At 73.4% G+C, this 25,330-nt stretch carries 19 protein-coding genes; 11 read left to right on the top strand and 8 right to left on the bottom strand.

Going from position 1 to position 25,330, the window contains the following annotated elements:
* Positions 1-430 precede the first annotated feature (430 nt).
* On the bottom strand, positions 431-727 hold the full coding sequence (locus AF335_RS28830; protein ID WP_102921363.1) for a chorismate mutase: 297 nt from the start codon (positions 725-727) through the stop codon (positions 431-433).
* 329 nt (positions 728-1,056) lie between these two features.
* On the opposite strand from AF335_RS28830, the gene guaA reads away from it, so the two are divergent.
* The 4 genes from guaA to AF335_RS28810 all read left to right on the top strand — a co-directional run bounded on the left by guaA (position 1,057) and on the right by AF335_RS28810 (position 5,992).
* The gene (guaA, locus tag AF335_RS28825; RefSeq protein WP_102921362.1) at positions 1,057-2,652 is read left to right on the top strand and encodes a glutamine-hydrolyzing GMP synthase; all 1,596 of its coding nucleotides are present in this window, start codon (positions 1,057-1,059) and stop codon (positions 2,650-2,652) included.
* 129 nt (positions 2,653-2,781) lie between these two features.
* On the top strand, positions 2,782-3,744 hold the full coding sequence (locus tag AF335_RS28820; RefSeq protein WP_102921361.1) for an alpha/beta fold hydrolase: 963 nt from the start codon (positions 2,782-2,784) through the stop codon (positions 3,742-3,744).
* A 196-nt stretch (positions 3,745-3,940) separates the two neighbouring features.
* Entirely contained in the window at positions 3,941-4,729 is a 789-nt protein-coding gene (locus AF335_RS28815) for a class II aldolase/adducin family protein (protein ID WP_102921360.1), read from the top strand.
* Between the two features lie 237 nt (positions 4,730-4,966).
* Entirely contained in the window at positions 4,967-5,992 is a 1,026-nt protein-coding gene (locus tag AF335_RS28810; protein WP_102921359.1) for a L,D-transpeptidase, read from the top strand.
* A 15-nt stretch (positions 5,993-6,007) separates the two neighbouring features.
* On the opposite strand, the gene AF335_RS28805 is transcribed toward AF335_RS28810, so the two are convergent.
* Both AF335_RS28805 and AF335_RS28800 read right to left on the bottom strand, forming a co-directional pair.
* Positions 6,008-6,262 (bottom strand): hypothetical protein, encoded by a 255-nt coding sequence (locus AF335_RS28805; RefSeq protein WP_102921358.1) that lies wholly within the window; start codon positions 6,260-6,262, stop codon positions 6,008-6,010.
* On the bottom strand, positions 6,249-7,577 hold the full coding sequence (locus AF335_RS28800) for a PspC domain-containing protein (RefSeq protein ID WP_102921357.1): 1,329 nt from the start codon (positions 7,575-7,577) through the stop codon (positions 6,249-6,251). Before AF335_RS28800 ends, AF335_RS28805 begins: the two co-directional genes overlap by 14 nt.
* Before the next feature lie 133 nt (positions 7,578-7,710).
* Between AF335_RS28800 and AF335_RS28795 the strand changes: the two genes are divergently transcribed.
* From AF335_RS28795 to AF335_RS28780, 4 genes are all read left to right on the top strand, one after another.
* Positions 7,711-9,510, top strand: a complete 1,800-nt coding sequence (locus AF335_RS28795) for a serine/threonine-protein kinase (protein WP_280524651.1) — start codon at positions 7,711-7,713, stop codon at positions 9,508-9,510.
* A 372-nt stretch (positions 9,511-9,882) separates the two neighbouring features.
* On the top strand, positions 9,883-11,148 hold the full coding sequence (locus AF335_RS28790) for an ATP-binding protein (protein WP_184743373.1): 1,266 nt from the start codon (positions 9,883-9,885) through the stop codon (positions 11,146-11,148).
* Positions 11,145-11,828: a LuxR C-terminal-related transcriptional regulator gene (locus tag AF335_RS28785; protein ID WP_087926666.1), complete on the top strand. Its 684-nt coding sequence runs from the start codon at positions 11,145-11,147 to the stop codon at positions 11,826-11,828. Before AF335_RS28790 ends, AF335_RS28785 begins: the two co-directional genes overlap by 4 nt.
* A gap of 158 nt (positions 11,829-11,986) precedes the next feature.
* The gene (locus tag AF335_RS28780) at positions 11,987-13,102 is read left to right on the top strand and encodes an alpha/beta hydrolase (RefSeq protein ID WP_102921355.1); all 1,116 of its coding nucleotides are present in this window, start codon (positions 11,987-11,989) and stop codon (positions 13,100-13,102) included.
* A gap of 261 nt (positions 13,103-13,363) precedes the next feature.
* Here AF335_RS28780 and AF335_RS28775 read toward each other — a convergent pair whose 3' ends face one another.
* On the bottom strand, positions 13,364-14,452 hold the full coding sequence (locus tag AF335_RS28775) for a C40 family peptidase (RefSeq protein WP_102921480.1): 1,089 nt from the start codon (positions 14,450-14,452) through the stop codon (positions 13,364-13,366).
* A gap of 328 nt (positions 14,453-14,780) precedes the next feature.
* Here AF335_RS28775 and AF335_RS28770 point away from each other — a divergent pair, with 328 nt between their 5' ends.
* The gene (locus tag AF335_RS28770) at positions 14,781-15,134 is read left to right on the top strand and encodes a hypothetical protein (protein WP_102921354.1); all 354 of its coding nucleotides are present in this window, start codon (positions 14,781-14,783) and stop codon (positions 15,132-15,134) included.
* A 239-nt stretch (positions 15,135-15,373) separates the two neighbouring features.
* Positions 15,374-17,869 (top strand): DNA helicase PcrA, encoded by a 2,496-nt coding sequence (gene pcrA / locus AF335_RS28765; protein ID WP_102921353.1) that lies wholly within the window; start codon positions 15,374-15,376, stop codon positions 17,867-17,869.
* Positions 17,870-18,012: 143 nt separating this feature from the next.
* Here the strand turns inward: pcrA and AF335_RS28760 are convergent, their stop codons facing one another.
* Both AF335_RS28760 and AF335_RS28755 read right to left on the bottom strand, forming a co-directional pair.
* Positions 18,013-19,533, bottom strand: coding sequence for a M23 family metallopeptidase (locus AF335_RS28760; RefSeq protein WP_102921479.1), 1,521 nt, complete (start codon positions 19,531-19,533; stop codon positions 18,013-18,015).
* A gap of 315 nt (positions 19,534-19,848) precedes the next feature.
* Positions 19,849-20,718: an esterase/lipase family protein gene (locus tag AF335_RS28755; protein ID WP_102921352.1), complete on the bottom strand. Its 870-nt coding sequence runs from the start codon at positions 20,716-20,718 to the stop codon at positions 19,849-19,851.
* 379 nt (positions 20,719-21,097) lie between these two features.
* Here AF335_RS28755 and icmB point away from each other — a divergent pair, with 379 nt between their 5' ends.
* Positions 21,098-21,511: a coenzyme B12-dependent isobutyryl CoA mutase small subunit gene (gene icmB / locus AF335_RS28750; RefSeq protein WP_095582103.1), complete on the top strand. Its 414-nt coding sequence runs from the start codon at positions 21,098-21,100 to the stop codon at positions 21,509-21,511.
* A 351-nt stretch (positions 21,512-21,862) separates the two neighbouring features.
* Here the strand turns inward: icmB and AF335_RS28745 are convergent, their stop codons facing one another.
* Positions 21,863-23,521 (bottom strand): DUF5691 domain-containing protein, encoded by a 1,659-nt coding sequence (locus AF335_RS28745; protein WP_102921351.1) that lies wholly within the window; start codon positions 23,519-23,521, stop codon positions 21,863-21,865.
* Positions 23,522-23,898: 377 nt separating this feature from the next.
* Positions 23,899-25,305: an SWIM zinc finger family protein gene (locus AF335_RS28735; protein WP_102921349.1), complete on the bottom strand. Its 1,407-nt coding sequence runs from the start codon at positions 25,303-25,305 to the stop codon at positions 23,899-23,901.
* Positions 25,306-25,330 lie beyond the last annotated feature (25 nt).

Here is a 25,330-nt window from a genome sequence, read left to right as displayed (position 1 = left end):
GGTCGAACCAATGGCGGTGCGGGCCGGGCTCCGGTCCTTCCCTTTGCATCGTGCGGGACACACCGCGCTCGGCGCAACCGTTTCGACCGGATACGGTCGGTTCCAGGCGTCCCCGGAACCGACCGTCCTTCGGTGGCGGCCGGACTGCTGTCCCCTGCTGACCGGTCGCCGTGCCACCGGAGTGAGGTCCCACGACGTACGCACGCGTACGTCTCACACTCCGGCGGATCCGCCCCGTTCGTGGCCGGGCGCCCGGATGGACAGGGACGGAAACCACGTATGGATCTCGGTGGGCCGCTCCTGGGTGGTGCGACACCGGGTCCAACGAAGCGCCCCGCGGGCCGGTCACGCGCCGTACGGGTGACGGGGCGGTACGGCGCGCGACGCCGGGCGCGGGCGGCCGGGGGCGGCGGCCCCGGCGCGGGCGCGGTCAGATCCGGCCCCGGCACAGCTCCAGCAGCGTCATCGCGAGGGCCGTGCCCGGCTTGCCCAGCTGCTCGCTGTAGTGGTTGAGGACCTCCATCTCGCGGGACAGGTTCACCCGGCGGCCGCCGGACCCGATGCGCTCGCGCTGGATCACGGCCGAGACGGCCATGCGCTCCTGGACGAGGCCGATGATCCGGCCGTCGAGGTCGTCGATCCGCTGCCGGGCGCCCGTGATGACGTCCGCGGCCGCGTCGGTGCGGGCGCCGGTGTCGGCCTTCAGGACGGTGCTCTGCGCGCTCATGTCTGATCCTCCAAAAAGGGGCGGTGGCCCCCGGAGCGGCGAGACCCGGGAAAAACGACAGGCGCCCCGGGCCTTGTCGGCCCGGGGCGCCTGGGAAGTCGCTTGTCAGTTGCTCAAGCAGCACGACCATGGCAGCCGGACGGGCCGGTCGCCATAGGTAAAGACGTAGGTCAGGTGCTTGCGCATGGGGGACAGTATGGCCCCGGAACCGCCCCGCGGCCAAGACCGGCCGGGTCCGGGTTCGGATGGTGAGACAAAAGCAAGCCCCCGCGCCCCGGTAGAATCGACAAATAGAGACCCCCTCCTCACCCCGCCGGAAGGCCGCACCCGTGTCAGCAGCACCCACCGCCGCCCACGACAACACCGCGGAGCCGGTGCTCGTTGTCGACTTCGGCGCGCAGTACGCCCAGCTCATCGCCCGCCGCGTCCGTGAGGCACGGGTCTACAGCGAGGTCGTCCCGTCCACCATGCCGGTGGCCGAGATGCTCGCGAAGAAGCCCAAGGCGATCATCCTCTCCGGCGGCCCCTCGTCCGTCTACGAAGAGGGCGCGCCCACCGTGGACCGCTCCCTGTTCGAGGCCGGCGTCCCCGTCTTCGGCATGTGCTACGGCTTCCAGCTGATGGCCACCTCCCTCGGCGGCACCGTCGACAACTCCGGTGCCCGTGAGTACGGCCGTACGCCGCTGACCGTCTCCCGGCCGGGCTCGACCCTCTTCGAGGGCACCCCCGCCGAGCAGCCGGTGTGGATGTCGCACGGCGACGCCTGCTCCGCCGCCCCCGAGGGCTTCACGGTCACCGCGTCCACGGACGTCGTCCCCGTCGCCGCCTTCGAGAACGACGAGAAGAAGCTCTACGGCGTCCAGTACCACCCCGAGGTCATGCACTCCACGCACGGCCAGCAGGTCCTGGAGCACTTCCTCTACCGCGGCGCCGGCATCCAGCCCACCTGGACCACCGGCAACGTCATCGAGGAGCAGGTCACCGCGATCCGCGCGCAGGTCGGCACCAAGCGCGCCATCTGCGGCCTGTCCGGCGGCGTCGACTCCGCCGTCGCCGCGGCCCTCGTCCAGAAGGCCATCGGCGACCAGCTCACCTGCGTCTACGTCGACCACGGCCTGATGCGCAAGGGCGAGACCGAGCAGGTCGAGAAGGACTTCGTCGCGGCCACCGGCGTCCAGCTGAAGGTCGTCGACGCCCAGGAGCGCTTCCTGACCGCCCTCGCCGGCGTCTCCGACCCGGAGACCAAGCGCAAGATCATCGGCCGGGAGTTCATCCGCGTCTTCGAGCAGGCCCAGGCCGAGATCGTGGCCGAGGCCGGCGCCGAGGGCGAGGACGTCGCGTTCCTCGTCCAGGGCACCCTCTACCCCGACGTGGTCGAGTCCGGTGGCGGCACCGGCACCGCCAACATCAAGTCCCACCACAACGTGGGCGGCCTCCCCGAGGACCTGGAGTTCGAGCTCGTCGAGCCGCTGCGCCAGCTGTTCAAGGACGAGGTCCGCATGGTCGGCGCCGAGCTGGGCCTGCCGGACGAGATCGTCCAGCGCCAGCCCTTCCCCGGCCCCGGCCTGGGCATCCGCATCGTCGGCGAGGTCACCAAGGAGCGTCTGGACCTGCTCCGCGAGGCCGACGCCATCGCCCGCGAGGAGCTGACCGCCGCCGGTCTCGACCGCGAGATCTGGCAGTGCCCGGTCGTCCTGCTCGCGGACGTCCGCAGCGTCGGCGTCCAGGGCGACGGCCGCACCTACGGCCACCCGATCGTGCTGCGCCCGGTCTCCTCCGAGGACGCCATGACCGCCGACTGGTCGCGCCTGCCGTACGACGTGCTGGGCAAGATCTCGACCCGCATCACCAACGAGGTCGACGACGTCAACCGCGTCGTCCTCGACATCACCAGCAAGCCCCCGGGCACCATCGAGTGGGAGTAGTCCCCACCCGCTGAACGGGCCTCGCGCCGCCTTCCCGTCCGTGACGGGGAGGCGGCGCGGTCGTTTCCCCGGGGGGACGGCCCCGGGAACCGGAGCGGGGCGCGCGGGACATACGGGAGGGGGCGGGCCGTGCGGCGGACCGTCGACATCGCACCCGGCGTACGGCTGTGGTCCGAGGCGCGCGGGCCCGCCGACGCGCCTCCGCTCCTGCTGATCATGGGCGCCACGGTGTCCGCCCTGGGCTGGCCCGAGGAGTTCGTCGACGCCCTCGCCGTCCGCCACCGCGTGATCCGCTACGACCACCGTGACACCGGCCGCTCCACCCGGGCCTACGAGCGGCGGCCGTACCGCATCCGCGACCTCGCGGAGGACGCGCTCGCCGTCCTGGACGCCCACGGCGCCGGACGCGCGCACATCGCCGGCCTGTCCCTCGGCGGCCTGCTGGCCCAGCTGCTCCTCGCCGACCACCCCGAGCGGCTGCTGAGCGCCACCCTGATCGGCACCTGCGCGCTCAGCGAGCGCCCGCTGACCGCCCCCGACGGCACCGAGACCGCCGCCGCCGACCTGCCCGGCGTCGATCCGCGCGTCGCGGAGCTGTGGGCCCGCCCGGTCGAGGACCACGGCCTGGAGGCCGAGCTGGACCGGCGGGTGGCCCACTGGCGGCTGCTCAGCGGCGACGAGCTCCCCTTCCACGCCGAGGAGCTGCGCGAGCGGGAGCGCCGCGACATCGAGCACGCCGGCCGCTACGACGTCACCACCGCCCACGACCGCGCCGACGCCTCGGGCCTGCTGCGGACGGCCGAGCTGGCCCGGAACACCGTCCCCACGCTCGTCGTCGAGGGCACCGCCGAGCCCGTCTTCCCACCGCCGCACGCCCGCCACCTCGCGCAGGCGATCGCCGGGGCCCGCCTCGTGGTGATGCCGGGGATAGGGCACGCTCTGCCGCGGGAGTGTCTGGGGCCGCTGGCCGAGGCGATCCTGGGGCACACGGGGGGCCTTTTCCCCAGCCCCGCCCCTTCCCGAACCGGGGGGAAGCCCCCGGGCCCCCCTTCCGCGCTGCCGCGCGGTGTCCTCAAACGCCGGACGGGCTGATTTCAGCCCGTCCGGCGTTTGAGGACCGGGGTCCGGGGCGGAGCCCCGTTCGGGAAGGGGCGGGTAGGGGAAAGGCCCGCCGCAGGCGCACACCCGGCCGCCGCGCCTCTGTCGCCCACGCGTACCCGGAGGTAGCTTCCGTTGCGTACCGGAGCCGAAAACCCGTACCCCGGACGCGCAGCGAAGGAGCCGCCTCATGTCGCAGACGCCCGAGCCCGTTCCCACCGACCGACTGCGGTTCGCCATGCCGCCGAAGCACGAGAACACCGACGACGAACGCCGCCACCGCAAGGAGCGGCTGGCCGCCGCGCTGCGGCTCTTCGGGCGGTTCGGCTTCGAGGAGGGCGTCGCGGGGCACATCACCGCGCGGGACCCGGAGTTCACGGACTGCTTCTGGGTCAACCCCTTCGGGATGTCCTTCAAGCACATCACCGTCAGCGACCTGATCATGGTCAACCACCTGGGCCAGGTCGTCGAGGGCCGGTACCACGTCAACCAGGCCGCGTTCGCCATCCACGCGCAGGTCCACAAGGCCCGGCCGGACGTGGTGGCCGCCGCCCACAGCCACTCCACCTACGGGCGGGCCCTGTCCTCGCTGGGGGAGCTCCTGGAGCCGATAACGCAGGACGTCTGCGCCTTCTACCAGGACCACGCGCTCTTCGACGACTACACGGGCGTCGTCGTGGACGAGGAGGAGGGCCGGCGCATCGCCACCGCGCTCGGCCCGCACAAGGCCGTGATCCTGCGCAACCACGGGCTGCTCACGGTCGGCGACTCGGTCGACGCGGCCGCGTGGTGGTTCATCACCATGGAGCGCTCCTGCCAGGTCCAGCTCACGGCGAAGGCCGCCGGGAAGCCGGTGCTCATCGACCCCGCGAACGCGGAGCACACGCGCGAGCAGCTGGGCAACGACCTGGTCGCCTGGATCAACTACCAGCCGCTGTACCAGCAGATCACGCGCAGCGAGCCGGAGCTGCTGGACTGACCCGGCCGGTCACGGCGGCGGGCGGGGCGGCGCCCCCTCCTGTCGGCGGGGGTCGCTCGTCCTTTCGGGCCTCATATGTCGCCACATGCGCCGCATACGATGGATCGATGCCGAGGCATACCCGCCTCGGCATCGCCATGTCCCGGCGTCGCGGGGCGTTCCGCGGCCCCGGGCGCTGCCCGGCGGCCCACGCCCCCCGGCATCGCCGTGGCCGGAAGAAACACCGGTAGGAGAACCATGCGCCGCCTTTCCCGTTGCGTCGGGCTGTCCGCCGCCGTGGCCCTGACGGGCCTGGCCGTCACCGCGTGCGGGGGAGGCGCCGAGGCCGAGGAGCGGCCCGCCGCGAAGTCCTCACCGTCCTCCGCCGCGCCGTCGCCCTCCGCCGCGCCCGTGACCGAGAAGCCGGCGCCGCCCGCGAAGATGCTGGCCGGCGCCGCCAGGGTCGTACGGCCCGAGATAGCCCCGGAGAACGGCGAGAAGGTCGGCGTGGGCCAGCCGCTCGCCCTCGTCTTCAAGCAGCAGAAGGTCTCGCCCGAGCTGCGGGCCGGCATCGAGGGGCGGCTGAAGGTCTCGACCTCCCCGCGGGTGGCGGGCGCCTGGCACTGGAACGAGACCAAGGGCGACACCCGCGTCCACTTCCGGCCCGAGAAGTTCTGGCCCACCGGCACCAAGGTGACCCTCGACGCGCGCCTCGCGGGGGTGCGGCTCGCGGAGGGCACGGCCGCCGCGGGCGACCGTAAGGTCTCCTTCACGGTCGGTGACTCCATGGTCAACACCGTGGACCTCAAGACCCGCAAGATGACCGTCGTGCGCAACGGCGAGACCCTGCGCACCATCGAGATCAGCGGCGGCGACGAGTCCAAGGGCTTCGGCACCCGCGAGGGCATCAAGACGATCCTCGCCAAGGAGGGCCGGGTCGTCATGGACTCGCTCTCCATCGGCATCCCGCGCAACCACCCCGACGGGTTCTTCGGCTCGTACGACTTCAGCATGCGCGAGACGATCAGCGGCGAGTACGTGCACGCGGCCCCGGACAACGCCGAGTCCTTCGGCAAGGAGAACGTCAGCCACGGCTGCATCGGCATGTCCACCGAGAACGCCAAGTGGCTGTACGGGATGAGCCTCAAGGGCGACGTCGTGCGGGTCGTCGGCAGCACCAAGCCCAAGCCGATGGACCGCTTCGGCAACGGCTACGGCGACTGGAACATCGACTGGCAGGAGTGGCTGGCCGGCAGCGCCCTGGGCGTCCGCACGGGCGCCTGAGGCACCCTTACCGGCTCACCCGGTGCCCCCGCGCGAGGGGGCACCGCCGCCCGGCCCGTCCGGGTCGGCGCCCCGGGCGCGGGCCCGGCGCACCACGAACGCCAGGAAGGACACCAGGCCCGCCAGGCAGAAGCCGGCGGCCAGGACCGGCAGCAGGGCGTAGGCCGGGAAGTGCCAGGAGCCGTGGGCCGCGGCGAGATAGGCGGCGCAGCCGCCCAGCAGCACCAGCCCGACCACGAGCTTGCCCGGTTCGAAGTCATGCCGCCGCACGGGTCACCTCCACCTGTCCGATGCCGACCTTGAGACGGAGCTCCAGGGTGCCCCGGGAGGACTTCCCGGGGAGCGGGCCCAGCGTCGTGCTCCGCCGCTGCCCGGACCGTACGTCGATGTCGTCGCGCGCCTCGCCGGGCAGCTGGATGTCACCGACGCCCACGTCGAGCGTGAGCTTCGCGGTGACGTCCTGCGGGAGCACCACCCTGAGCTGCCCGGCCCCGACCTCGGCGGCCGTGCGGAGGGGGGCGTCCCCCGGCCACTTCAGGTCCGTCAGATCGAGGACGCCGACGCCGCTGCCCACCCGGTACTCCCCGCGCACCGCCGCGGCGTCCGCCGGGCGCCACGTCGACCGCGTCCAGTCGGTGCTCACCGACTTCGGCAGGGCGGCGGCACCCGTCAGCAGGACCGCCGTCAGCACGGCCGCGACGACCGTGCCGCCGCCCGTGCGCCCGTAGAGCGAGCTGACCGAGATGCCGAGCCCGAAGACGCCCAGCGCCGCCGCCAGACCGATCTCCAGGCAGGTGCCGAGCGGCTGGTGGTGCCAGGCCAGGCCGGTGCCCAGCGCGAACGCGAGGAGGGCCAGCAGGAACGTCCGGCCGCCGAGCGGCCTGCCCTGCGCCGCCTTCGCCGGGCGGGCGGCCGCCTCCCGGCCCCGGGGCCCCGGCTCGGGCCACCGGTCCCGCGGGCCGTCGTCCGGGCCCCACAGATAGCCGGTCTCCGCGCCCATCGGGCCCGTCGTGCCGTCCTTGACGATCGGGTCCCGCCACCAGGACGGGCCGCCCGGGGCGGGCGGCGCCTGGGTCTCGGGCGGCGCCGGGGCCGTCTTCGGCTTCTGCGCGTGCTTCTCGGCGGCGGGCACGTCCTCCCGCTCCTCCGTCCGGTGCCGCGACCAGTACGCGGCGCCCGCCGTGGCGATCGTCAGCATCAGCCCGAAGGACATCACCGCGCTGTTGTTGAGCATCGACAGGAACAGGCCGCAACCCACCAGCGCGCACAGCACGGCCGTCAGCGCCGGGCCGTCGACCCGGCCCGACAGCATCCGGCGGCCCTCGTTCTCCTCCTCGCCCTCCAGCGGGATCAGCAGCCACGCGAACCCGTAGAGGATCAGGCCCAGCCCGCCGGTGACCGAGAGGACGCCCAGCACCACCCGGAAGACGACGGGGTCGAGGTCGAAACAGCGGCCCGCGCCGCCGCAGACGCCGGCGATCGCCTTGTGGTCACGGCTGCGCCGCAGGGGCGGCCGGGCCTCGTGCGTCATGCCGTGAACCGCGCCCGCCGGTTGCGCGTCCTCGCTGGTGGGTGTGTCGGTCATACAGGACATGGTGTCAACCGGAACGCGCTTGCGGCACACCCGGCGACCCTGGCCGTTCCCTGAGATATCCCCTGAGAGGGTGGCCGATATCGTGGCGCATCGATCACTTGCGGGGGAACCGGAGGGGTGCAGGGTGACGGAGTCGGTGTCCGGGTCCGAGGCGGCGGGGCCGCTGCCGGACCAGGGTCGGCTGATAGCCGGGCGCTATCGGCTCCTGGACCGGATAGGCCGCGGCGGCATGGGCACGGTCTGGCGCACCCAGGACGAGCTGCTCGACCGTCAGGTGGCGCTCAAGCAGCTGCATGTGTCGCCCTATCTGGACGAGGACGAGCTCGCCACGCTCCACGAGCGCACCCGCCGCGAGGCCCGCGCCGCCGCCCGGATCACCCACCCCAACGTGGTCGTCGTCCACGATGTGGTCGACGACCGGGGGCTGCCCTGCATCGTCATGGAGTACGTGCCCTCCCGGACGCTCGGCGACGTCCTCCAGAACGGCACGGTCACCCCCGAGGAGGCCGCCCGCATCGGGCGCGGAATGATCGCGGCGCTGCGCGCGGCGCACGCCGCCGGGGTGCTGCACCGCGATGTGAAGCCGGGCAACGTCCTGCTCGGCCACGACGGCCGGGTCGTCCTCACCGACTTCGGCATCGCCCAGTCCACCGGCACCTCGACCCTCACCAAGACCGGTGAGATGGTCGGCTCGATCGACTACATCGCGCCCGAGCGGGTCAAGGGCGGCAAGCCCGGCCCCGCCTCCGACCTGTGGGCCCTCGGCGCGACCCTGTACCAGGCGCTGGAGGGCCGCCCGCCGTTCCGCAAGGACACGGCCGTCGAGACGGCCTACGCGATCGCCATGGACCCCCTGGAGCCGCCGCGCCGGGCGGGCGCGCTGACCCGGCTCGTCGAGACCCTCCTCGCCAAGGAGCCGGACCTGCGACCCCCGGCCGAACTCGCCGAGCAGATCCTGCGGGAGCCGGCGGCGGAGGCGGAGACGGCGCTCATGTCGCTGGACCCCGAGGGCGTGCGGGGGGCCTCCGGCGGCGGGGCGGCGTCCCGGCCCTCGTCCCGGCCCTCGGCGGTGCCGACGGAGCCCGTGGCGGTGCCCGAGCCGGTGCGCAGGGGCGGCAGCGAAGGCGGCGTCTGTAAGGACGTCGGTGAGCGTAAGAGCGACGGTGGCATCCGTAAGGGCGACAGCGGCGTCCGTAAGGGCGACGGCGGCATCGGTAAGGACGGCAGCGACCGTAAGAAGGACGGCAGCGGCCGTAAGGGCGACGGCGGCGAACGCCGTTCCAGGCGCGCGCCGACGTGGATCGTGATCGCGGTCTCCGTCGTCGCGGTCGCCGGCCTGGCGGGTGCCGCCGCCCTCTACCTCCGCGACGGCGGCACCGAGGACGTCACCGCCCGCGACGCGCCCGCGAAGGACGCCCCGAAGCCGGGCTCCTCCCCGGCGCCGACGAGACCCTCGTCCTCCGTCGAACCGCCCCCGGTCGTCCCCAAGGGCTACCACCTGGTCAAGGAGGAGAAGCTCGGCGTCTCCTTCCCCGTGCCGGACGGCTGGACCCGGCGGGCCAAGTCGTCCGTGGAGGTCGACTACATCGACGGGACCGGCCTCGCGAACCTCAAGGTCAACGTCCTGGACTTCGCGAGCTCCGACCACCTCCAGCACTGGAAGGACGTCGAGTCGCAGATGCGCACCAAGGTGGACGGCTACCAGCGCGGGCGGATGCAGGAGACCACGTACCGGGGGGAGCCGGCGGCGGTCTGGGAGTTCGAGTTCAAGGGCCGTGCGCGGGATTTCCGGGCGATCGACCTGGGGTTCGGGCGGGAGGGGGGCAACGAGTACGCGATCTACCTCTCGGCGCCGAAGGCGGACTGGGACCGGCACCGGCCGGTGTTCGACGCGGTGCGGGACGGCTTCCGCCGCGGTCGGTAGGGGGTGCCCTGCCGGGGGCTTTCCCCGACCCGCCCCTTCCCGAACGGGGCTCCGCCCCGGGCCCCCGTTCCGCGCTGACGCGCGGTGGCCTCAATCGCCGGCCGGGCTGGATTTTCGCCCGGTCCGAGCTCGGCTTTCCGCCTGGCCCCAGGCAACAACTTCTCAGCCCGGTTCCGGGCAACAACTCAGCCCGTCCGGCGCTTGAGGACACCGCGCGGAGCGCGGAAAGGGGGCCCGGGGGCGAAGCCCCCGGTTACGGGAAGGGGCGGGTAGGGGACAAAGCCGCCCGCAGGGCACCTCGCAGGGCACCCCCGGGTCCCGTCAGGGTCGACCCTGATGCCCGCGCCCACGACCACATGTGACGATCGGACCATGACCACCGCCCCACCCCCCGACAGCCCCCCACTGCGCAAGCTCTACCGCAGCGCCGAGGGCCGGATGCTCGGCGGCGTCGCCCGTGGCCTCGCCGGGCACCTGGGGGCGCCGGTCTCCTGGGTGCGCATCGTCTTCCTGGCCCTGCTGCTGGCCCAGGGCATGGGCGCGGTGCTCTACGCGGTGTTCTGGTTCGTCGTGCCGCTCGGCGTCGGCGGCGTCGAGGCGCCGCGCCCGGCGCCCGCCGAGACCTGGCCCGACGGACGGCGGCGGCTCTTCGCCCGCAAGCCCGACCGGGGACAGGTCTTCGCGCTCGTCGCGCTCGTCATCGGCGCCGCGATCTTCGTCGACAACCTCCACCTCGGCCGGGCCAACGCCTACATCTGGCCGCTGCTGCTCGTCGGCGCGGGCGTCGCCCTCGTCTGGCGCCAGGCCGACAACGCCCGCCGCGCCCACTGGATGGAGGTCAGCCGCCGCAAGCGCGTCCTGCCGCTCGCGCGCGGCGCCGCGGGCGTCGCCCTGGCCGGCGTAGGCGTCACCGGCATCGTCGTGCTCCAGGGCTCGGGCGAGCACCTCGGCACCGTCCTCCAGGCGTCGCTGGCCGTCCTGGTCGGCATCGCGCTGCTGGCCGGCCCCTCGCTCGTACGGATGACCCAGGACCTCTCGGCCGAACGCACCATGCGCATCCGGGCCCAGGAGCGGGCCGAGGTCGCCGCGCACGTCCACGACTCCGTCCTGCACACCCTCACCCTGATCCAGCGCAACGCCGAGGACCCCCGCGAGGTCGCCCGGCTCGCCCGCGCTCAGGAGCGCGAGCTGCGCGCCTGGCTGTACCGGCCGGAGGGCCGCGGGAAGGACGAGGCGGAGGAGCCCGAGACCCTCGCCGAGGCCGTCAAGGCCACCGCCGCCGAGGTCGAGGACCACCACGGGGTGCCGATCGAGGTCGTGGTCGTCGGCGACTGCGCCCTGGACGAGAAGCTGGCCGCACAGATGCAGGCCGCTCGTGAAGCCATGGTCAACGCCGCCAAGTACGGTGGCGAGGGCGGCGCCGTCCAGGTTTACGCCGAGGTCGAGGGGCGCACGGTCTTCCTCTCCGTGCGCGACCGGGGGCCCGGCTTCGACCTGGACGCGGTGCCGGACGACCGGATGGGCGTCCGCGAGTCCATCATCGGCAGGATGCAGCGCAACGGCGGCACGGCGAGACTGCGTTCCGTGCCCGGTGGGGGAACCGAAGTGGAGCTGGAAATGGAGAGGGCGGCGGCATGACGACCGAAGAGACGACGGAGCGCCACGTGCGGGTCGTGCTGGTGGACGACCACCGGATGTTCCGTACGGGTGTGCAGGCGGAGATCGGGGCCACCGACCGTACGGGCGTCGAGGTCGTCGGCGAGGCCGCCGACGTCGACCAGGCCGTCACCGTCATCACCGCGACCCGCCCCGAGGTGGTCCTGCTGGACGTCCACCTCCCCGGCGGCGGCGGGGTGGAGGTGCTGCGCCGCTGCGCCCCGCTGATGGCCGACCCGGAGCACCCGGTCCGCTTCCTCGCGCTGTCGGTCTCCGACGCCGCCGAGGACGTCATCGGGGTCATCCGCGGCGGCGCCCGCGGCTACGTCACCAAGACCATCACCGGCACCGACCTGGTCGACGCCGTCTTCCGGGTCAAGGACGGCGACGCCGTCTTCTCGCCCCGGCTGGCCGGCTTCGTCCTCGACGCCTTCGCCTCCACCGACGCCCCGCCCGTCGACGAGGACCTCGACCGCCTCACCCAGCGCGAGCGCGAGGTGCTGCGCCTGATCGCCCGCGGCTACGCCTACAAGGAGATCGCCAAGCAGCTGTTCATCTCCGTGAAGACGGTGGAGTCCCATGTCTCGGCGGTGCTGCGCAAGCTCCAGCTGTCCAACCGGCACGAGCTGACCCGCTGGGCGACGGCCCGCAGGCTGGTCTGACCGGCCAGCCGGCAGGCTGACCGGCCGCACCCGCGCCCGTACCGACCCGGAGCGGGCTGGAACCGAGGAGACCGTCAGGCCATCTAGAACGGACGAGAGGCTCTCACTTGCGTAGGGCCCAGGCCCCGCGCCGGGCCGACACCCGAAACGAGAGCCTGATGAGCCTGACGGGGACACCCTTCTTCCTCACCACGATCGCCCTGGTCGTGGTGGCGCTCGTCCTGCCGCTGACCCTGTGGAGCCGGACCCGCGGGCCCCGGCTCGTACGGCTCGTGGTGCGGCTGTGCATGCTGCTCTTCGCACAGGCGACCGCCCTCGCCATGGTCTTCGTGATCGTCAACAACTCCAACGGCCTCTTCGACACCTGGGACGACCTCCTCGGCACCGGCGACCACGTCCGGGCGGCCGTCGACCTCGGCCCGGACGGCACCGGCGGCAAGAACGCGGACGCCGAGCCGAAGGTGGTCCAGAAGTTCACGCCCGCCTCGGACAAGCGGATGGGGCCCGGAGTCCAGGAGACCAGGCTCAAGGGCCGGATATCCGGTGTGGAGGGCGAGGTCTACGTCTGGCTGCCGCCGCAGTACGACGACCCCGCGTACAAGGACCGGAAGTTCCCCGTCGTCGAGGTGCTGCCCGGCTTCCCCGGCTCGGCGAAGGCGTGGTTCGGCACTCTTGAGGTCAACACCCAGCTCAAGCCGATGATGGAGAAGGGCGAGGTCGCGCCGTTCATCGTCGTGGCGCCCCGCACCACGCTCCTCGGCGACGTCGACACCGGCTGCGCCAACATCCCCGGCAAGGTCAACGCCGACACCTGGCTGAGCGTCGACGTCCGCAAGATGGTGACCGACACCTTCCGGGCGGAGGAGAAGGCCGACGGCTGGGCCGTCGCCGGCTACTCGGCGGGCGCGCACTGCGCCGCGAAGCTCGCCGTCTCGCACCCCGACCGCTACCGCGCGGGCGTGAGCCTCTCCGGCTACAACGACCCGGTCGGCGAGCCCGCCTCCCTGACCGCGAAGACGCCCGAGCTGCGCCGCGAGCACAACCCGCTGACGATCCTCGAACACGCGAAGACGCCGCCGCGGACGGCGCTGTTCGTCTCCGGCGCGGAGGGCGACGGCTACCAGGGCGGCCTGGCCCTCAAGCAGGCGGCGAAGCCGCCGACGACGGTGCAGGTGCAGATGATCCCGGCGGGCGCCGGGGGGCATGGGACGGCGGTGTGGAAGCGGCAGGTGCCGGATGTGTTCCGGTGGCTGACGCGGCAGGTGCGGGGCTGACGGCGTTTGCCGGGTTTTCCCCTACCCGCCCCTTCCCGGAACCGGGGGGTCCGCCCCCGGGCCCCCTTTCCGCGCGGTGTCCTCAATCGCCGGACGGGCTGGATTTTCGCCCGGTCCGAGCTCGGCTTCCCCTGTGCCAGGGGCGGTTCCCTGCCCGGTTCCGGGTGACAAATCAGCCCGTCTGGGGGTACCTCCCAGCGTTAGCTGGGGGAGTTTGAGGACCGGGGCCCGGGGCGGAGCCCCGTGCGTATGGTCCGCGCTTCAGGCCGGCCGCGCCGCCCCCGCGAACGGCATCTCGTCGACCGGCGCGACCCGCACCGGCGCCCCGGGGTGCGGCGCGTGGATCATGCGTCCGCCCCCCACATAGATCCCCACATGGCTCACCCCCGGGTAGAAGAACACCAGGTCACCCGGGGCGAGAGCCCCCCGTGAGACCCGCCGCCCGGCGTTGATCTGCGTATACGTCGTACGCGGCAGCGACACCCCCGCCGCCTGCCAGGCCGCCTGCGCCAGCCCGGAGCAGTCGAAGGAGGACGGGCCCGTCGCCCCCCAGACGTACGGCTTGCCGAGCGCGGCGTAGGCGTAGGCCACGGCCTGTGCGGCGCGCTGGGTCGGGGCCTGGAGCGCGTCGCGGGGCGCGGACCGGTCCGCCCGGAGCGCGGCGGGCGCGGCCGACGCCACGGCCGCGACGCCGTCGACCGCGGCGGGCACCACCTCGCCCCGCGCCACCGCCGTGCGGTCCTCCTCGGGCAGCCGGTCCAGGATCTTCCGGGCCTCGGTCAGCTTCGACTCGACCGCGCGCTTCTGCCGCGCGAGCGTGGCCCGCTCCTGCCGGAGCTCCGTAAGGCGGTCCCCGGCGGTCGTCCGCACCTGCTCGACGTCCCGCAGCTCGTGCCGGTACCGGGTGACGGCGATGCTCCGCCGGACGCCGGCCCGGTCGGTCATGGACGCCCGTTCCAGGTACTGCTCGGGGGAGGAGGACATCAGCAGCCGCACGCTCGTCGGCATGGAGCCCTCGCGGTACTGGGCGGTGGCGACGGACCCCAGGGCGTTGCGGGCGGTGTTGAGCCGGGCGGTCCGGCGGGCGGCCTCGTCCTGGAGGCCCTCCAGCGTGGACTCCGCCCGGTCGGCCTTCTCCTTGGCGCCGTTGTAGCGCTCCGTGGCGGCCTCGGCCTGCTGGTAGTACCGGTCGATCTGCGTCCGCAGCTGGGACGGCGTCGGGTGCGGGGCGGCGTGGGCGGAGCCGTCCAGGACGGTGGCGGTGGCCGCGCCCGCGAGGGCCAGACCGGCGGCGGTCCGCGCGGTGGCTCCGGTGAGCGGATGCTGCCTGGGCTTTCGGTGCGATGCCACGTCGGCCGTCACTTCCTTCCACACCTGCTGGTGGTGCACACCTGCTGTCGTGCCGGGCCCGTTCCGCACGCGGCGGACGGGTACGGCGGCGGCCCGCCACGAGGGGGGAGAGCGCGGGCCACCGCCGTCTGGAGAGGGACGCTATTGCGGCCGGTCACGCTCCAGAACGCACATGACCGGTAATGCCTGGAATCGGCCGCAGTGCGACAGAGGGTGACCGGCCGACCCGCAGACGGTTGGATTCATATACGTCCTGCCTGACCGATGTGGGCATAGAGCCCCACCTCGCCGCCGGTGGCTGGTATGGGCCGGGCTAGGGTCGGTGCTCATGGACGTACTGATTCACGCCGTCGTCGGCCTCCACATCATCGGCATCGCGGCCCTGCTGGGCGGCTTCATGACCCAGATGAAGGCCATGGGCAAGGGCGAGGCGCGCATGGTTCCCGCGATGCTGCACGGCGCGCTGACCATGCTGGTCACCGGTGTGGCGCTGGTCGGCCTCAACCAGGCCGACGGCAACACCGTCAACACGGTCAAGATCGGCGTGAAGCTGGCCCTGCTCGTCGTGATCCTCGGCCTCGTCTACGTGAAGCGGGACGACGAGAAGGTCGAGGCCGCGGCCTTCGGCACGGTGGGCGCGCTGACGGCGGCCAACATCTTCGTCGCCGTCCTCTGGACGTAGCCGGCGGGGGTCGGCCGGGGGCGGCGGGGGTCGGCCTTGCGCGGTCGCCGTCGTGTCCGGCCCGGCGGCCGGGCGTGACGCGGGCCTCGGCCGGGCGTGACGTGGGCCTCAACCGGGCGTGACGTGGGCCTCAACCGGGCGTGACGTGGGCCTCAACCGGGCGTGACGTGGGCCTCATTCGAAGGGCGTTCGGGGAACGGGGACCGGCTGTCAGTGCGGCGGCCTAGACTCGGGAGGCGATGAGCAGCCTCTTTGACGACAGCTTCCTGGCGGACCTCGGCCCTGCGGACGAGGAGCACCCGCCTCCCCCGGAGGACGCGGCCCCCGAGCGGGTGCCGGACGACCTCTTCGGCGGCGCCTTCGACGCCCCCGTGCCCCGGGAGGCGTATTACCGCGACGGCGCGGCCCGCCCCGTCGTGGACCCGGCCGCCCTGCTGGAGGGGATGAACGACCAGCAGCGCGCGGCCGTGGTGCACACGGGCTCCCCGCTGCTGATCGTCGCGGGCGCCGGCTCCGGCAAGACCCGGGTGCTCACCCACCGCATCGCCCACCTGCTCGGCGCGCGCCATGTCCACCCCGGCCAGATCCTCGCGATCACGTTCACCAACAAGGCCGCGGGCGAAATGAAGGAGCGCGTCGAGGAGCTCGTCGGCCCCCGCGCCAACGCCATGTGGGTGATGACGTTCCACAGCGCGTGCGTGCGGATCCTGCGCCGCGAGAGCAAGAAGCTGGGTTTCACCTCCTCCTTCTCGATCTACGACGCCGCCGACTCCAAGCGCCTCATGGCGCTCGTCTGCCGCGACCTGGACCTCGACCCCAAGAAGTTCCCGCCGAAGTCCTTCAGCGCCAAGATCTCCAACCTGAAGAACGAGCTGATCGACGAGGAGGACTTCGCGGCGCAGGCGGCTGGGGGCACCTCCCAGACGGAGTCCGGGGGAGGCTTCGAGAAGACCCTCGCCCAGGCTTACGCGATGTACCAGTCGAGGCTCCGCGAGGCCAACGCCCTCGACTTCGACGACATCATCATGACCACGGTCCACCTCCTCCAGGCGTTCCCGGACGTGGCCGAGCACTACCGCCGCCGCTTCCGCCACGTCCTGGTCGACGAGTACCAGGACACCAACCACGCGCAGTACACCCTGGTGCGCGAGCTGGTCGGCACGGCGGGCAGCGTCCCGGACCTCGACCCGGCCGAGCTGTGCGTCGTCGGCGACGCCGACCAGTCGATCTACGCCTTCCGCGGTGCCACCATCCGGAACATCCTCCAGTTCGAGGAGGACTATCCGGACGCCACCACGATCCTGCTGGAGCAGAACTACCGCTCCACGCAGACGATCCTCAGCGCCGCCAACGCCGTGATCGAGCGGAACGCGAACCGCCGCCCGAAGAACCTGTGGACCGAGGCCGGCGAGGGCGCGGGCATCACGGGCTACGTCGCGGACACCGAGCACGACGAGGCCCAGTTCGTCGCCGACGAGATCGACCGCCTGACCGACGCGGGCGACGCCAAGGCGGGCGACGTCGCCGTCTTCTACCGCACCAACGCCCAGTCGCGCGTCTTTGAAGAGATCTTCATCCGCGTCGGCCTGCCCTACAAGGTCGTCGGCGGCGTGCGCTTCTACGAGCGCAAGGAGGTCCGCGACGTCCTGGCCTATCTGCGCGTCCTCGCCAACCCCGAGGACACCGTGCCCCTGCGCCGGATCCTCAACGTCCCCAAGCGCGGCATCGGCGAGCGCGCCGAGGCCATGATCGACGCCCTCTCGCAGCGGGAGCGGATCAGCTTCCCGCAGGCGCTCCGCCGCGTCGACGAGGCGTACGGCATGGCGGCCCGCTCGACCAACGCCGTCAAGCGCTTCAACGTCCTCATGGAGGAGCTCCGCACGATCGTGGAGTCGGGCGCCGGCCCGGCCACGGTCCTGGAGGCCGTCCTGGAGCGCACGGGCTATCTCGCCGAGCTCCAGGCGTCCACCGACCCGCAGGACGAGACCCGCGTCGAGAACCTCCAGGAGCTCGCCGCGGTGGCCCTGGAGTTCGAGCAGGAGCGCGACGAGGAGACCCCGGGGACGCTCGCGGACTTCCTGGAGAAGGTCGCGCTGGTCGCCGACTCCGACCAGATCCCGGACGAGGACACCGAGGGCACCGGGGTCATCACGCTGATGACCCTGCACACCGCCAAGGGCCTGGAGTTCCCGGTCGTCTTCCTCAGCGGCATGGAGGACGGCGTCTTCCCGCACATGCGCGCCCTCGGTCAGACCAAGGAGCTGGAGGAGGAGCGGCGGCTCGCCTATGTGGGCATCACCCGCGCCCGCGAGCGGCTCTATCTGACCCGGGCGAGCATGCGCAGCGCCTGGGGCCAGCCGTCGTACAACCCTCCGTCGCGGTTCCTGGAGGAGATCCCCGAGAAGTTCGTGCAGTGGCGGCGCACGGGTCCCGCCACGCCGTCGGCGACCATGGGCTCCGTCTCCTCGTCGTTCTCCTCCTCCCGCTCGGGCGGCGGCACCTCCACGGGCTTCGGCGGCGGCAAGGCGGGCCCGGGAGGCTTCGCCACGCGTCGTACGAAGGACCGTCCGGTGGTGGCCCTGGCCGTCGGCGACCGCGTCACGCACGATTCGTTCGGCCTCGGCACGGTCGTCGGGGTCAAGGGCAGCGGCGACAACGCCGAGGCGACGGTCGACTTCGGCGAGGAGAAGCCGAAGCGCCTGCTGCTGCGGTACGCCCCGGTGGAGAAGCTCTAGCCGGGTGCCGGGTGCCGGGTGCCGGGTGCCGGGTGCCGGGTGCCGGGTGCCGGGTGCGGTGCCGCCCGGCCGCTCCGGTCATGGCTGCGGCCCCGGCCGTGCCTCGGCCGGGGCCGCACCCGAGGCTTCCGCCCCGGCCGGGGTTACGTGGGGTCGAAGCCCTTGCCCCGCAGCCAGGGCAGCGGGTCGACGGCCGAACCGCCGGGCCGGACCTCGAAGTGCAGGTGCGGGCCGGTGGAGTTGCCGGAGTTGCCGGAGTAGGCGATGACGTCCCCGGCCTTGACCTGGCCGGAACGGAGCTTGGTGCTGCTCAGGTGGCAGTACCAGGTCTCCACGCCTTCGGGGGACGTCACTATCGCCATGTTGCCGTAGGCGACGTTGTACTGGGTGCGGACCGTGCCGTCGGTGGCCGCCATGACCGGCGTGCCGTAGCCCACGGGGAAGTCGATGCCGGTGTGCACCGACATCCAGTTGACGCCGGCCTGTCCGTAGTAGGCGCTCAGCCCGTGCTGGGCGACCGGCAGGGAGAACTTCGGGCGCTCGGCCTCCTTGCGGGCCGCCTCCTCGGCCTTCCGCTTCTTCTCCGTCTCCTGGCGCTCCTTGAGGTCGATGCGCTCCTGGGTGCGGTTGGCGCGGCTGGCGAAGTCGTCGGCGCCGTGGCTGAGGCTGGCGAGCTGGGTGTCCAGCTTGCTGTTGGCGAGGCTCGGGACGCCCGAGGTGTCGGGGGCGGAGGCGGCCTGCGGCTTCTTCGCGTCGTCACCACCACCGGAGACGGACGCGGCGGCGATCCCGGCGACGCCCATGACGGCGACCGAGGGAACGGCGACGGTCAGCAGTGCCTTACGGCGCGGGCGGTAACCCGTGCGGGCGGGCGCGCCCTTACGGCGGCTGCGGGCCGGGCCCGGGAGGTCCGCGCCGGGCGGGCAGGACCCTCCGGCGGCGCCGTCCCCGGGGGCGGCCTGCTCCGGGAGGTCCATGTCGATCACCGACATGGTGCGGGTCTCGGCCTCGGCGACGGACCGGGCGCCGGGCACGGCCGCCCGGCCCTGGCCCAGGTCGACGCCGGAGAGATCGACCATCAGGGTCGGCGTGTGCTGCGCTCCGGCCGGCTGCCCGCCCCCGGTGCCGGTGTCCATGGCGGCGTAGGCGCTGGTGTCCCAGGTCTGGGTCTGCTGGGTGCTGAGGTCACCCCAGCCCGTGCCCGTGCCCTGGTCCCAGGAGGGGTACTGGCCGGCGCCGGTGTCCCAGCTCTGCGCGTGCGCACCGCCGGTGTCCCACTGACCCGAGGTGTCGTACGCGCCGGTGGCACCGGAGGTGTCCCAGGAACCGGAGTCCCAGGAGCCGCTCTGCCACTGGCCCTGGTCCTGGCCGCCCTGGTGCTGCCCCGGGACGGAGGCGTCCGGGTGGCCGCCCGAGGTGTCCCACTGGCCGGTGTGCTGACCCGTGTCGTAACCGCTGAAGTCCCAGATCTGGGTTTGGCCGGTGGCGCCCCACTGGCTGGTGGTGTCCCACTGGCCCGACGGCCACTGGCCGGTGTCGTAGCCGTCGTACCCGGCATAGCCGGATTGCGCGCTCTGCTGCTCGTACGACGCGTAGTGCCCGTAGGAGACGTCCTGAGCGGGACCGGTCGGGCTGGAGCCCGCCGACGGGTGACGGTCGTTCACCACCACTTCTCTTTCGCCTCGGGAGCCGGAGAATTAGCGGCGACTGTACCCGGCGGTATGGGATGGCGACAATCTTCGTCACGTTTCGGGCGGGCGCGGCACGGGCATTTAGCCGCCTTTCGGTGGACTGAACCCCGGGAAACCGATTTGACGTTCGAGCTTTGTTCGGTTTTCGGGTGGGCGGAAGTCGAACAGGCCCCGGGCAGCCGGCCGGTCGGGGTGCCGGTCGGGGTGCCGGGAGGGACGCCGGACAGAGTGCCGGGCCGACCGCTCACCCGATCGCCGTGCGGACTTCCGGCCGGGCTCCGCCGCAGGTCAGGCGACGGAGGCGGCCCCCGAGGCGTCGGCGGCCGGTTCCTCGGTGGTCAGGGCCTGCCGGATGCCCGCCGCCACCGCCCAGTGGACGGGCAGCGCGAGATGGCCGACGCCCGTCACGCGCACATTGCGCGTGAGGAGGTCCGGGTGGTCGATGCGGGCGGTCTCCACGGGCACCATCAAAAGGTCCAAGTCGCTCCAGAAACTGATGAAACGGGTCCCGCAATTCGGGGCGGGACCGGCCAGTTCCCTGATCACCTCGGAGCCCGGCCGCATCTGCCGCACCAGTGGATGGACGGACATCGGCGGCGCCACCCGGGTGCCGCCGTGCGGGGTGCCCAGCGTGACCAGCGTCCGGACCCGGGCGTCGCCGCCGAGCCGCTGGACGTAGTAGCGGGCGATCAGGCCGCCGAGGCTGTGCCCCACCACATCGACGCCGGAACTTCCCGTGCGCGTACAGAGATCCTCCACATGCCGGGCGAGCAGCTGGGCCGCCGTCCTGACGTCGCAGGTCAGGGGGGAGTAGTTGAGGGATTCGACGTGCTGCCAGCCGTGCCGGCGCAGCGAGCGGCGCAGCAGGACGAAAACCGAACGGTTGTCGATGAAGCCGTGGAGGAGGAGAACGGGTGTGTGGCCGCCGTCTTTTGCCGGTTTCTCTGCGAGCTCGGGCGTGTCGGTTGGGCCGGATGGGGGAGCCGGGGTGGCGGGAAGCGCGTGAGGCGGTCGTGCGCGGCGCTCCTGTCTGAGGCCCGTGGGATAGAGCAGCACATGCCCGGTGAAGATCGCCAGCTCCAGCGCGGTGGACCGGGTGCGCGCCGCCGAGGGGCGCAGCAGTGCGGAGAGGAGAGTGAGAAAGCGCAGTGCCCCCATGGCCGACCGACCTCCCGAACGGCACACAGAAGGCGGCTCCGTCCCCCCGCGCGCACTCATGGGAAGTCGCGGCGCCGGTCGGCCGCACCGCCGCCCCGTGCGGCTGCCGGCACGGCGGTGCGGCGACCTCGCCGCGGCTCCCTCGCGACCGCTTCGGGCCCGCCGCCCCCGGAGAAACGGGTGGCCTCACGATCCGTGAGGCTCGGCAGTACGAAGACGGTGCGTAGCGAAAGTGTTGTCCCACGTGTGATTTCCCCCTCGCTCTCCTCCGCGAAACGGCGGGTTGCGGGATGCTGGGGATAACGTTCGTTCACGTCTCCGGCCCCATGGTCCGGGGAACCTCACGGCCGGTTGCCGGCAGTCGTACATGGAGGCAGTGATGGGAGTGACCGGTCCGATCCGCGTCGTGGTGGCCAAGCCGGGGCTCGACGGCCATGACCGCGGCGCCAAGGTGATCGCCCGCGCGCTGCGCGACGCCGGCATGGAGGTCATCTACACCGGCCTGCACCAGACCCCGGAGCAGATCGTGGACACCGCGATCCAGGAGGACGCCGACGCGATCGGCCTGTCCATCCTCTCCGGGGCGCACAACACCCTCTTCGCCAAGGTCCTCGAACTGCTGCGGGAGCGGGACGCCGAGGACATCAAGGTCTTCGGCGGCGGGATCATCCCCGAGGCGGACATCGCCCCGCTCAAGGAGCAGGGCGTGGCGGCGATCTTCACCCCCGGCGCGACGACCGCGTCCATCGTGGAGTGGGTCAACGCCAACGTCCGCCAGCCGACGGACGCGTAGCGACCGTTCCGGCCGCGGGTGTCTTGGACGGGGTCCGCCCCTTCCCGCAGCATCCGATATGCGGCTCCGCCACGTGGGGAGCTCCGCCCCGGACCCCGTCCCGCGCGGTGTCCTCAAACTCCCCCAGCTACCTCCCCCAGCTACCGCTGGGGGTGCCCCCAGGAGGTGCCCCCAGACGGGCTGATTCGTCGCCCGGACTGTACGGAAAGTCGGCCCAGGACCGGGCGGAAAGCCGAGCTCGGACAGGGCGGAAATCCAGCCCGGCTGGGGGTGCCTCCCAGCGGTAGCTGGGGGAGATTGAGGCCACCGCGCGTCAGCGCGGAAGGGGGCCCGGGGGCGTCAGCCCCCCGGTTACGGGAAGGGGCGGGTAGGGGAAACCCCCACCCCCGCGAGCTCCGCTCGCATCGTGGCGCGCAGCCGAAGCGTGCCGACGAGCCGCTGGAAAGCCTCCGACCAGTACGCGGCGGCGCCCGGTGACCCCGCGGGCTCCGGGGAGTCCTCCGGCAGCGCCGTGAGCACCTCCAGGCGGTCGGCCTGCGCCGGGTCCAGGCAGCGCTCGGCGAGGCCCATCACGCCGCTGAAGCTCCAGGGGTAGCTGCCCGCGTCCCGGGCGATGTCGAGGGCGTCGACGACCGCCGTGCCCAGTGGCTCCGCCCAGGGCACGGCGCACACCCCCAGCAGCCGGAACGCGTCCGAAAGCCCGTGCACGGCCACGAAGTCCGCCACCCACTCCGCCCGCTCCCCGGGCTCCAGCGCGGACAGCAGCTTCGCCGGGTCCCGCCAGGAGGAACCCTCCGCCGTGGGCGGCGTCGTGGCGGGCCCGAGCAGGGCCCGGGACCAGGCCGCGTCCCGCTGCCGGACGGCGGCCCGGCACCAGGCCGCGTGCAGATCCGGCTGCCAGCCGTCCGCGACGGGCAGCGCCACGACCTCCTCCGGGCTCAGACCGCCGAACCGCTCGCACCACACGGCCGGCGGCGTCGCCTCCACCACCTGCGTCAGCCACCACGACCGCTCGCCGCGCCCGTTCGGCGGCTTGGGGACGACGCCGTCGCGCTGCATCCCCTTGTCGCACTCGTGCGGGGCCTCGACGACGATCCTCACGGCGCCGTCCGCGCGCTCCAGGGCGACGCAGGTGCGCGCCCGCTCGTCCATCCGCGCGGCGAGCGCGGACCCGGGCAGCGCCGACAGCAGCTCGGCCGCCGTGGCCCGGACGTTGCGGCTGCGGTCGGACAGCGCCCGCTCCAGGAACGGCTCGTCGTCCGGGGAGAGTTCCGGGCGCAGCGCGTCGAGGAACATCAGCCGGTCCTCGGCCCGCTCCGCGGCCCAGGTGCCCGCGAGCAGCTCCCGGCCGGCCGCCGGGTCCCGCCGCCGCAGGGAGGCGAGCACGGTGACCCGCTCGGCGAAGAGGCCCTCTTCCCAAAGGCTGTTGGATGCCTCGGTGCCGCCCGTACCCGTACCCGCACCCGTACGCGTATCGGTGGTGTGGTGGTGCGGCGGTGCGCCGTCGGAGGGGCAGGCGCGCAGCGCGTACCTCCACTGGGGGTTCAGCCCGGCCAGCCACCGGGCCCGGGGCCCGCCGAGGGTGAGGGCCGCCGCCCGCAGGTCGGTGCGCGCCCGGCCCGCTTCGAGCAGCGCGGGCAGCAGCGGGGCCGGAGCGCGGTACCCGTGCCGGTTGGCGGTGGCCAGCCACTGGGGCAGCAGCTCCGTGAGGTCGGGCGCGGAGCCGCGCCGCCCGCCTCCGCCGCCCGGCGCGGACCGGTCGGCGAGCAGCAGCGCCAGCCGGCGCCGCGCGGCGGGCGGCGGCTCCGGCCGGGGGTCCTCCGGCGCGGTCGCGGGCCGCTCCCGCACCACGACGGGCCGCAGCCCGGCCCGCCGCCGTACGGTGTGCAGGGCGGCGGCGTCCAGGAGGGCGGCGGCGGTGTCCTGCCCGGGCCGGGGGAGGACGGGCGGGGTGCGGCGTCCGGTGCCGAGCAGTGCGGCGGAGACGAGATCGTCCCAGGTGACGGTCATGGGGTTGCCTTTCCGGCCGGGGTGAAGTGACGGGAACGTCCTGGGGTTTCGCCCTGGGCGTCAGCTCTTGCCCGCTGGGCGCGGGGCGGGCGGTTGCGAGGGCGGTGCGGGGTGCCGCTGCGCGGGGCTTTGTCCCCGCCCCGCCCCTTCCCGAACCGGGGCTCCGCCCCGGACCCCGGTCCTCAATCGCCGGACGGGCTGAGTTGTTGCCCAGGACCGGGCGGAAAGCCGAGCTCGGACAGGGCGAAAATCCAGCCCGGCCGGCGTTTGAGGACACCGCGCGTCAGCGCGGAAAAGGGGCCCGGGGGCTCGCCCCCGGTTACGGGAAGGGGCGGGTAGGGGACAAGGCCCCGCGCAGCGGCGGCCACCCGCAGAGCTCAGAGCGGCACCGGCTCCGGCCCCCACGTCCCCAGCGGTACGAACCCCCGGAACCCGCACTCCCCGAACACCGTCACCGGCCCGCCTCCCGATACGGCGGCCAACTGCCACACCCCCACCCGCTCGCCCTGCCGCACATCCACCGGCACCCCGGACTCCCCCTCCGCGTCCACCATTTGCCACTCGCCCGACGGAGTCCGCACCGGTATCACCGGCCCCAGCACCACCGGCCAGCTCTCCAGCCACGGGTCGTCCCGCAGTGCCTCGCCGTACGCGGCGAGGGCCGTCGCGACGTCACCGGCGGGAGGGGGCTCGGGGCTCGGGACGGGCGCCGAGTGGCGGGTGCCCAGCGCGGCCCGCAGCGGGCGCGCGGCGGGGTAGTAGGCCAGCTCGGCGTCGAGCGAGACGCCGACCGGGAGGGCGAGCTCCGGCGGGCGGCCCACGGGCCCGTACGACAGGAGCAGCGCCATCCGGCCCGTCCGCCGCCCGTACAGCCAGGTGCGGCGGGTGACGAGCCGGCCGTCGTCGGCGTCCTGCCGGGCCAGGACCAGCCAGTCGTCGCGCACCGGTGGCGACGTCGCGAGCAGCGTCGCCGTGTCCGCCGTGATGCCGACGCGCGCCCGGACCGTCGCCGCCAGCGGCTCCGGCAGCCCGTCGACACGCAGATAGCCCTGGCTGAGGGTGTGCAGCAGGGCGCACTCCTCCAGCAGCCGCGAGGCCCGGTCCACCCCCGTGCCCGCCCCCGCCACGGACGCCAACTCCCGCACCCGCGAGGCCAGGCCGGGTGCCTGGGCGTCGACCATGCGGGCCGCCGTCTCGTCCCACGGCCCGTAGGCCGACGCCTCGGCGGACGCGAGGCCGCCGTGCAGGAGATCGGCCAGCCGCCGCTCCAACTCCGTGGCGCCGGAGGCGATCCGGGCCGCACGGCGCTCCGCGCGCCGCCGCGCGGCTTCCCCGCCCGTCGCCGGGGCGCCCCCGGCGGGCCCGGCCCCGGCGGTCACCGCGGCCGCCGGGCCCTCCGCGCGCTGCCGGCGGCGCGCCAGCCACTGCCCCGCCCAGCCGGGCGGCGCCGCCCCGGACTCCGGCACCGCCTCCCCGCCCTCCGACCACAGCAGCAACAGCCCGAGCGCGTGCTTGCACGGGAACTTCCGGCTCGGACAGGAGCAGTGGAAGGCCGGCCCGCCCGCCCCGGAAAGATCGACGACCGTGCGATAGGGCGCGCTGCCGCTGCCCGCGCACTCCCCCCACACGGCGCCCGCGCGCGAACCGGCCGCACCCCCGGGCGAACAGGCCGTCCCCGACCACCTCCCGGGCTCCGCGAGCCGTGCGCCCGCCTTACGTGATGCTGCGTCAGGTGCCAGTGCGAGCACCGTCTCCGCCGTCCCGATCTCCCCCTGCGGATTCATGCCGTCAAAGCTAACGGCCCCCACT

Origin of the sequence: Streptomyces eurocidicus (assembly GCF_002891295.1) — a bacterium.
Classification (GTDB): domain Bacteria; phylum Actinomycetota; class Actinomycetes; order Streptomycetales; family Streptomycetaceae; genus Streptomyces; species Streptomyces eurocidicus.
This window is presented reverse-complemented; position numbering and strand designations above follow the sequence as displayed.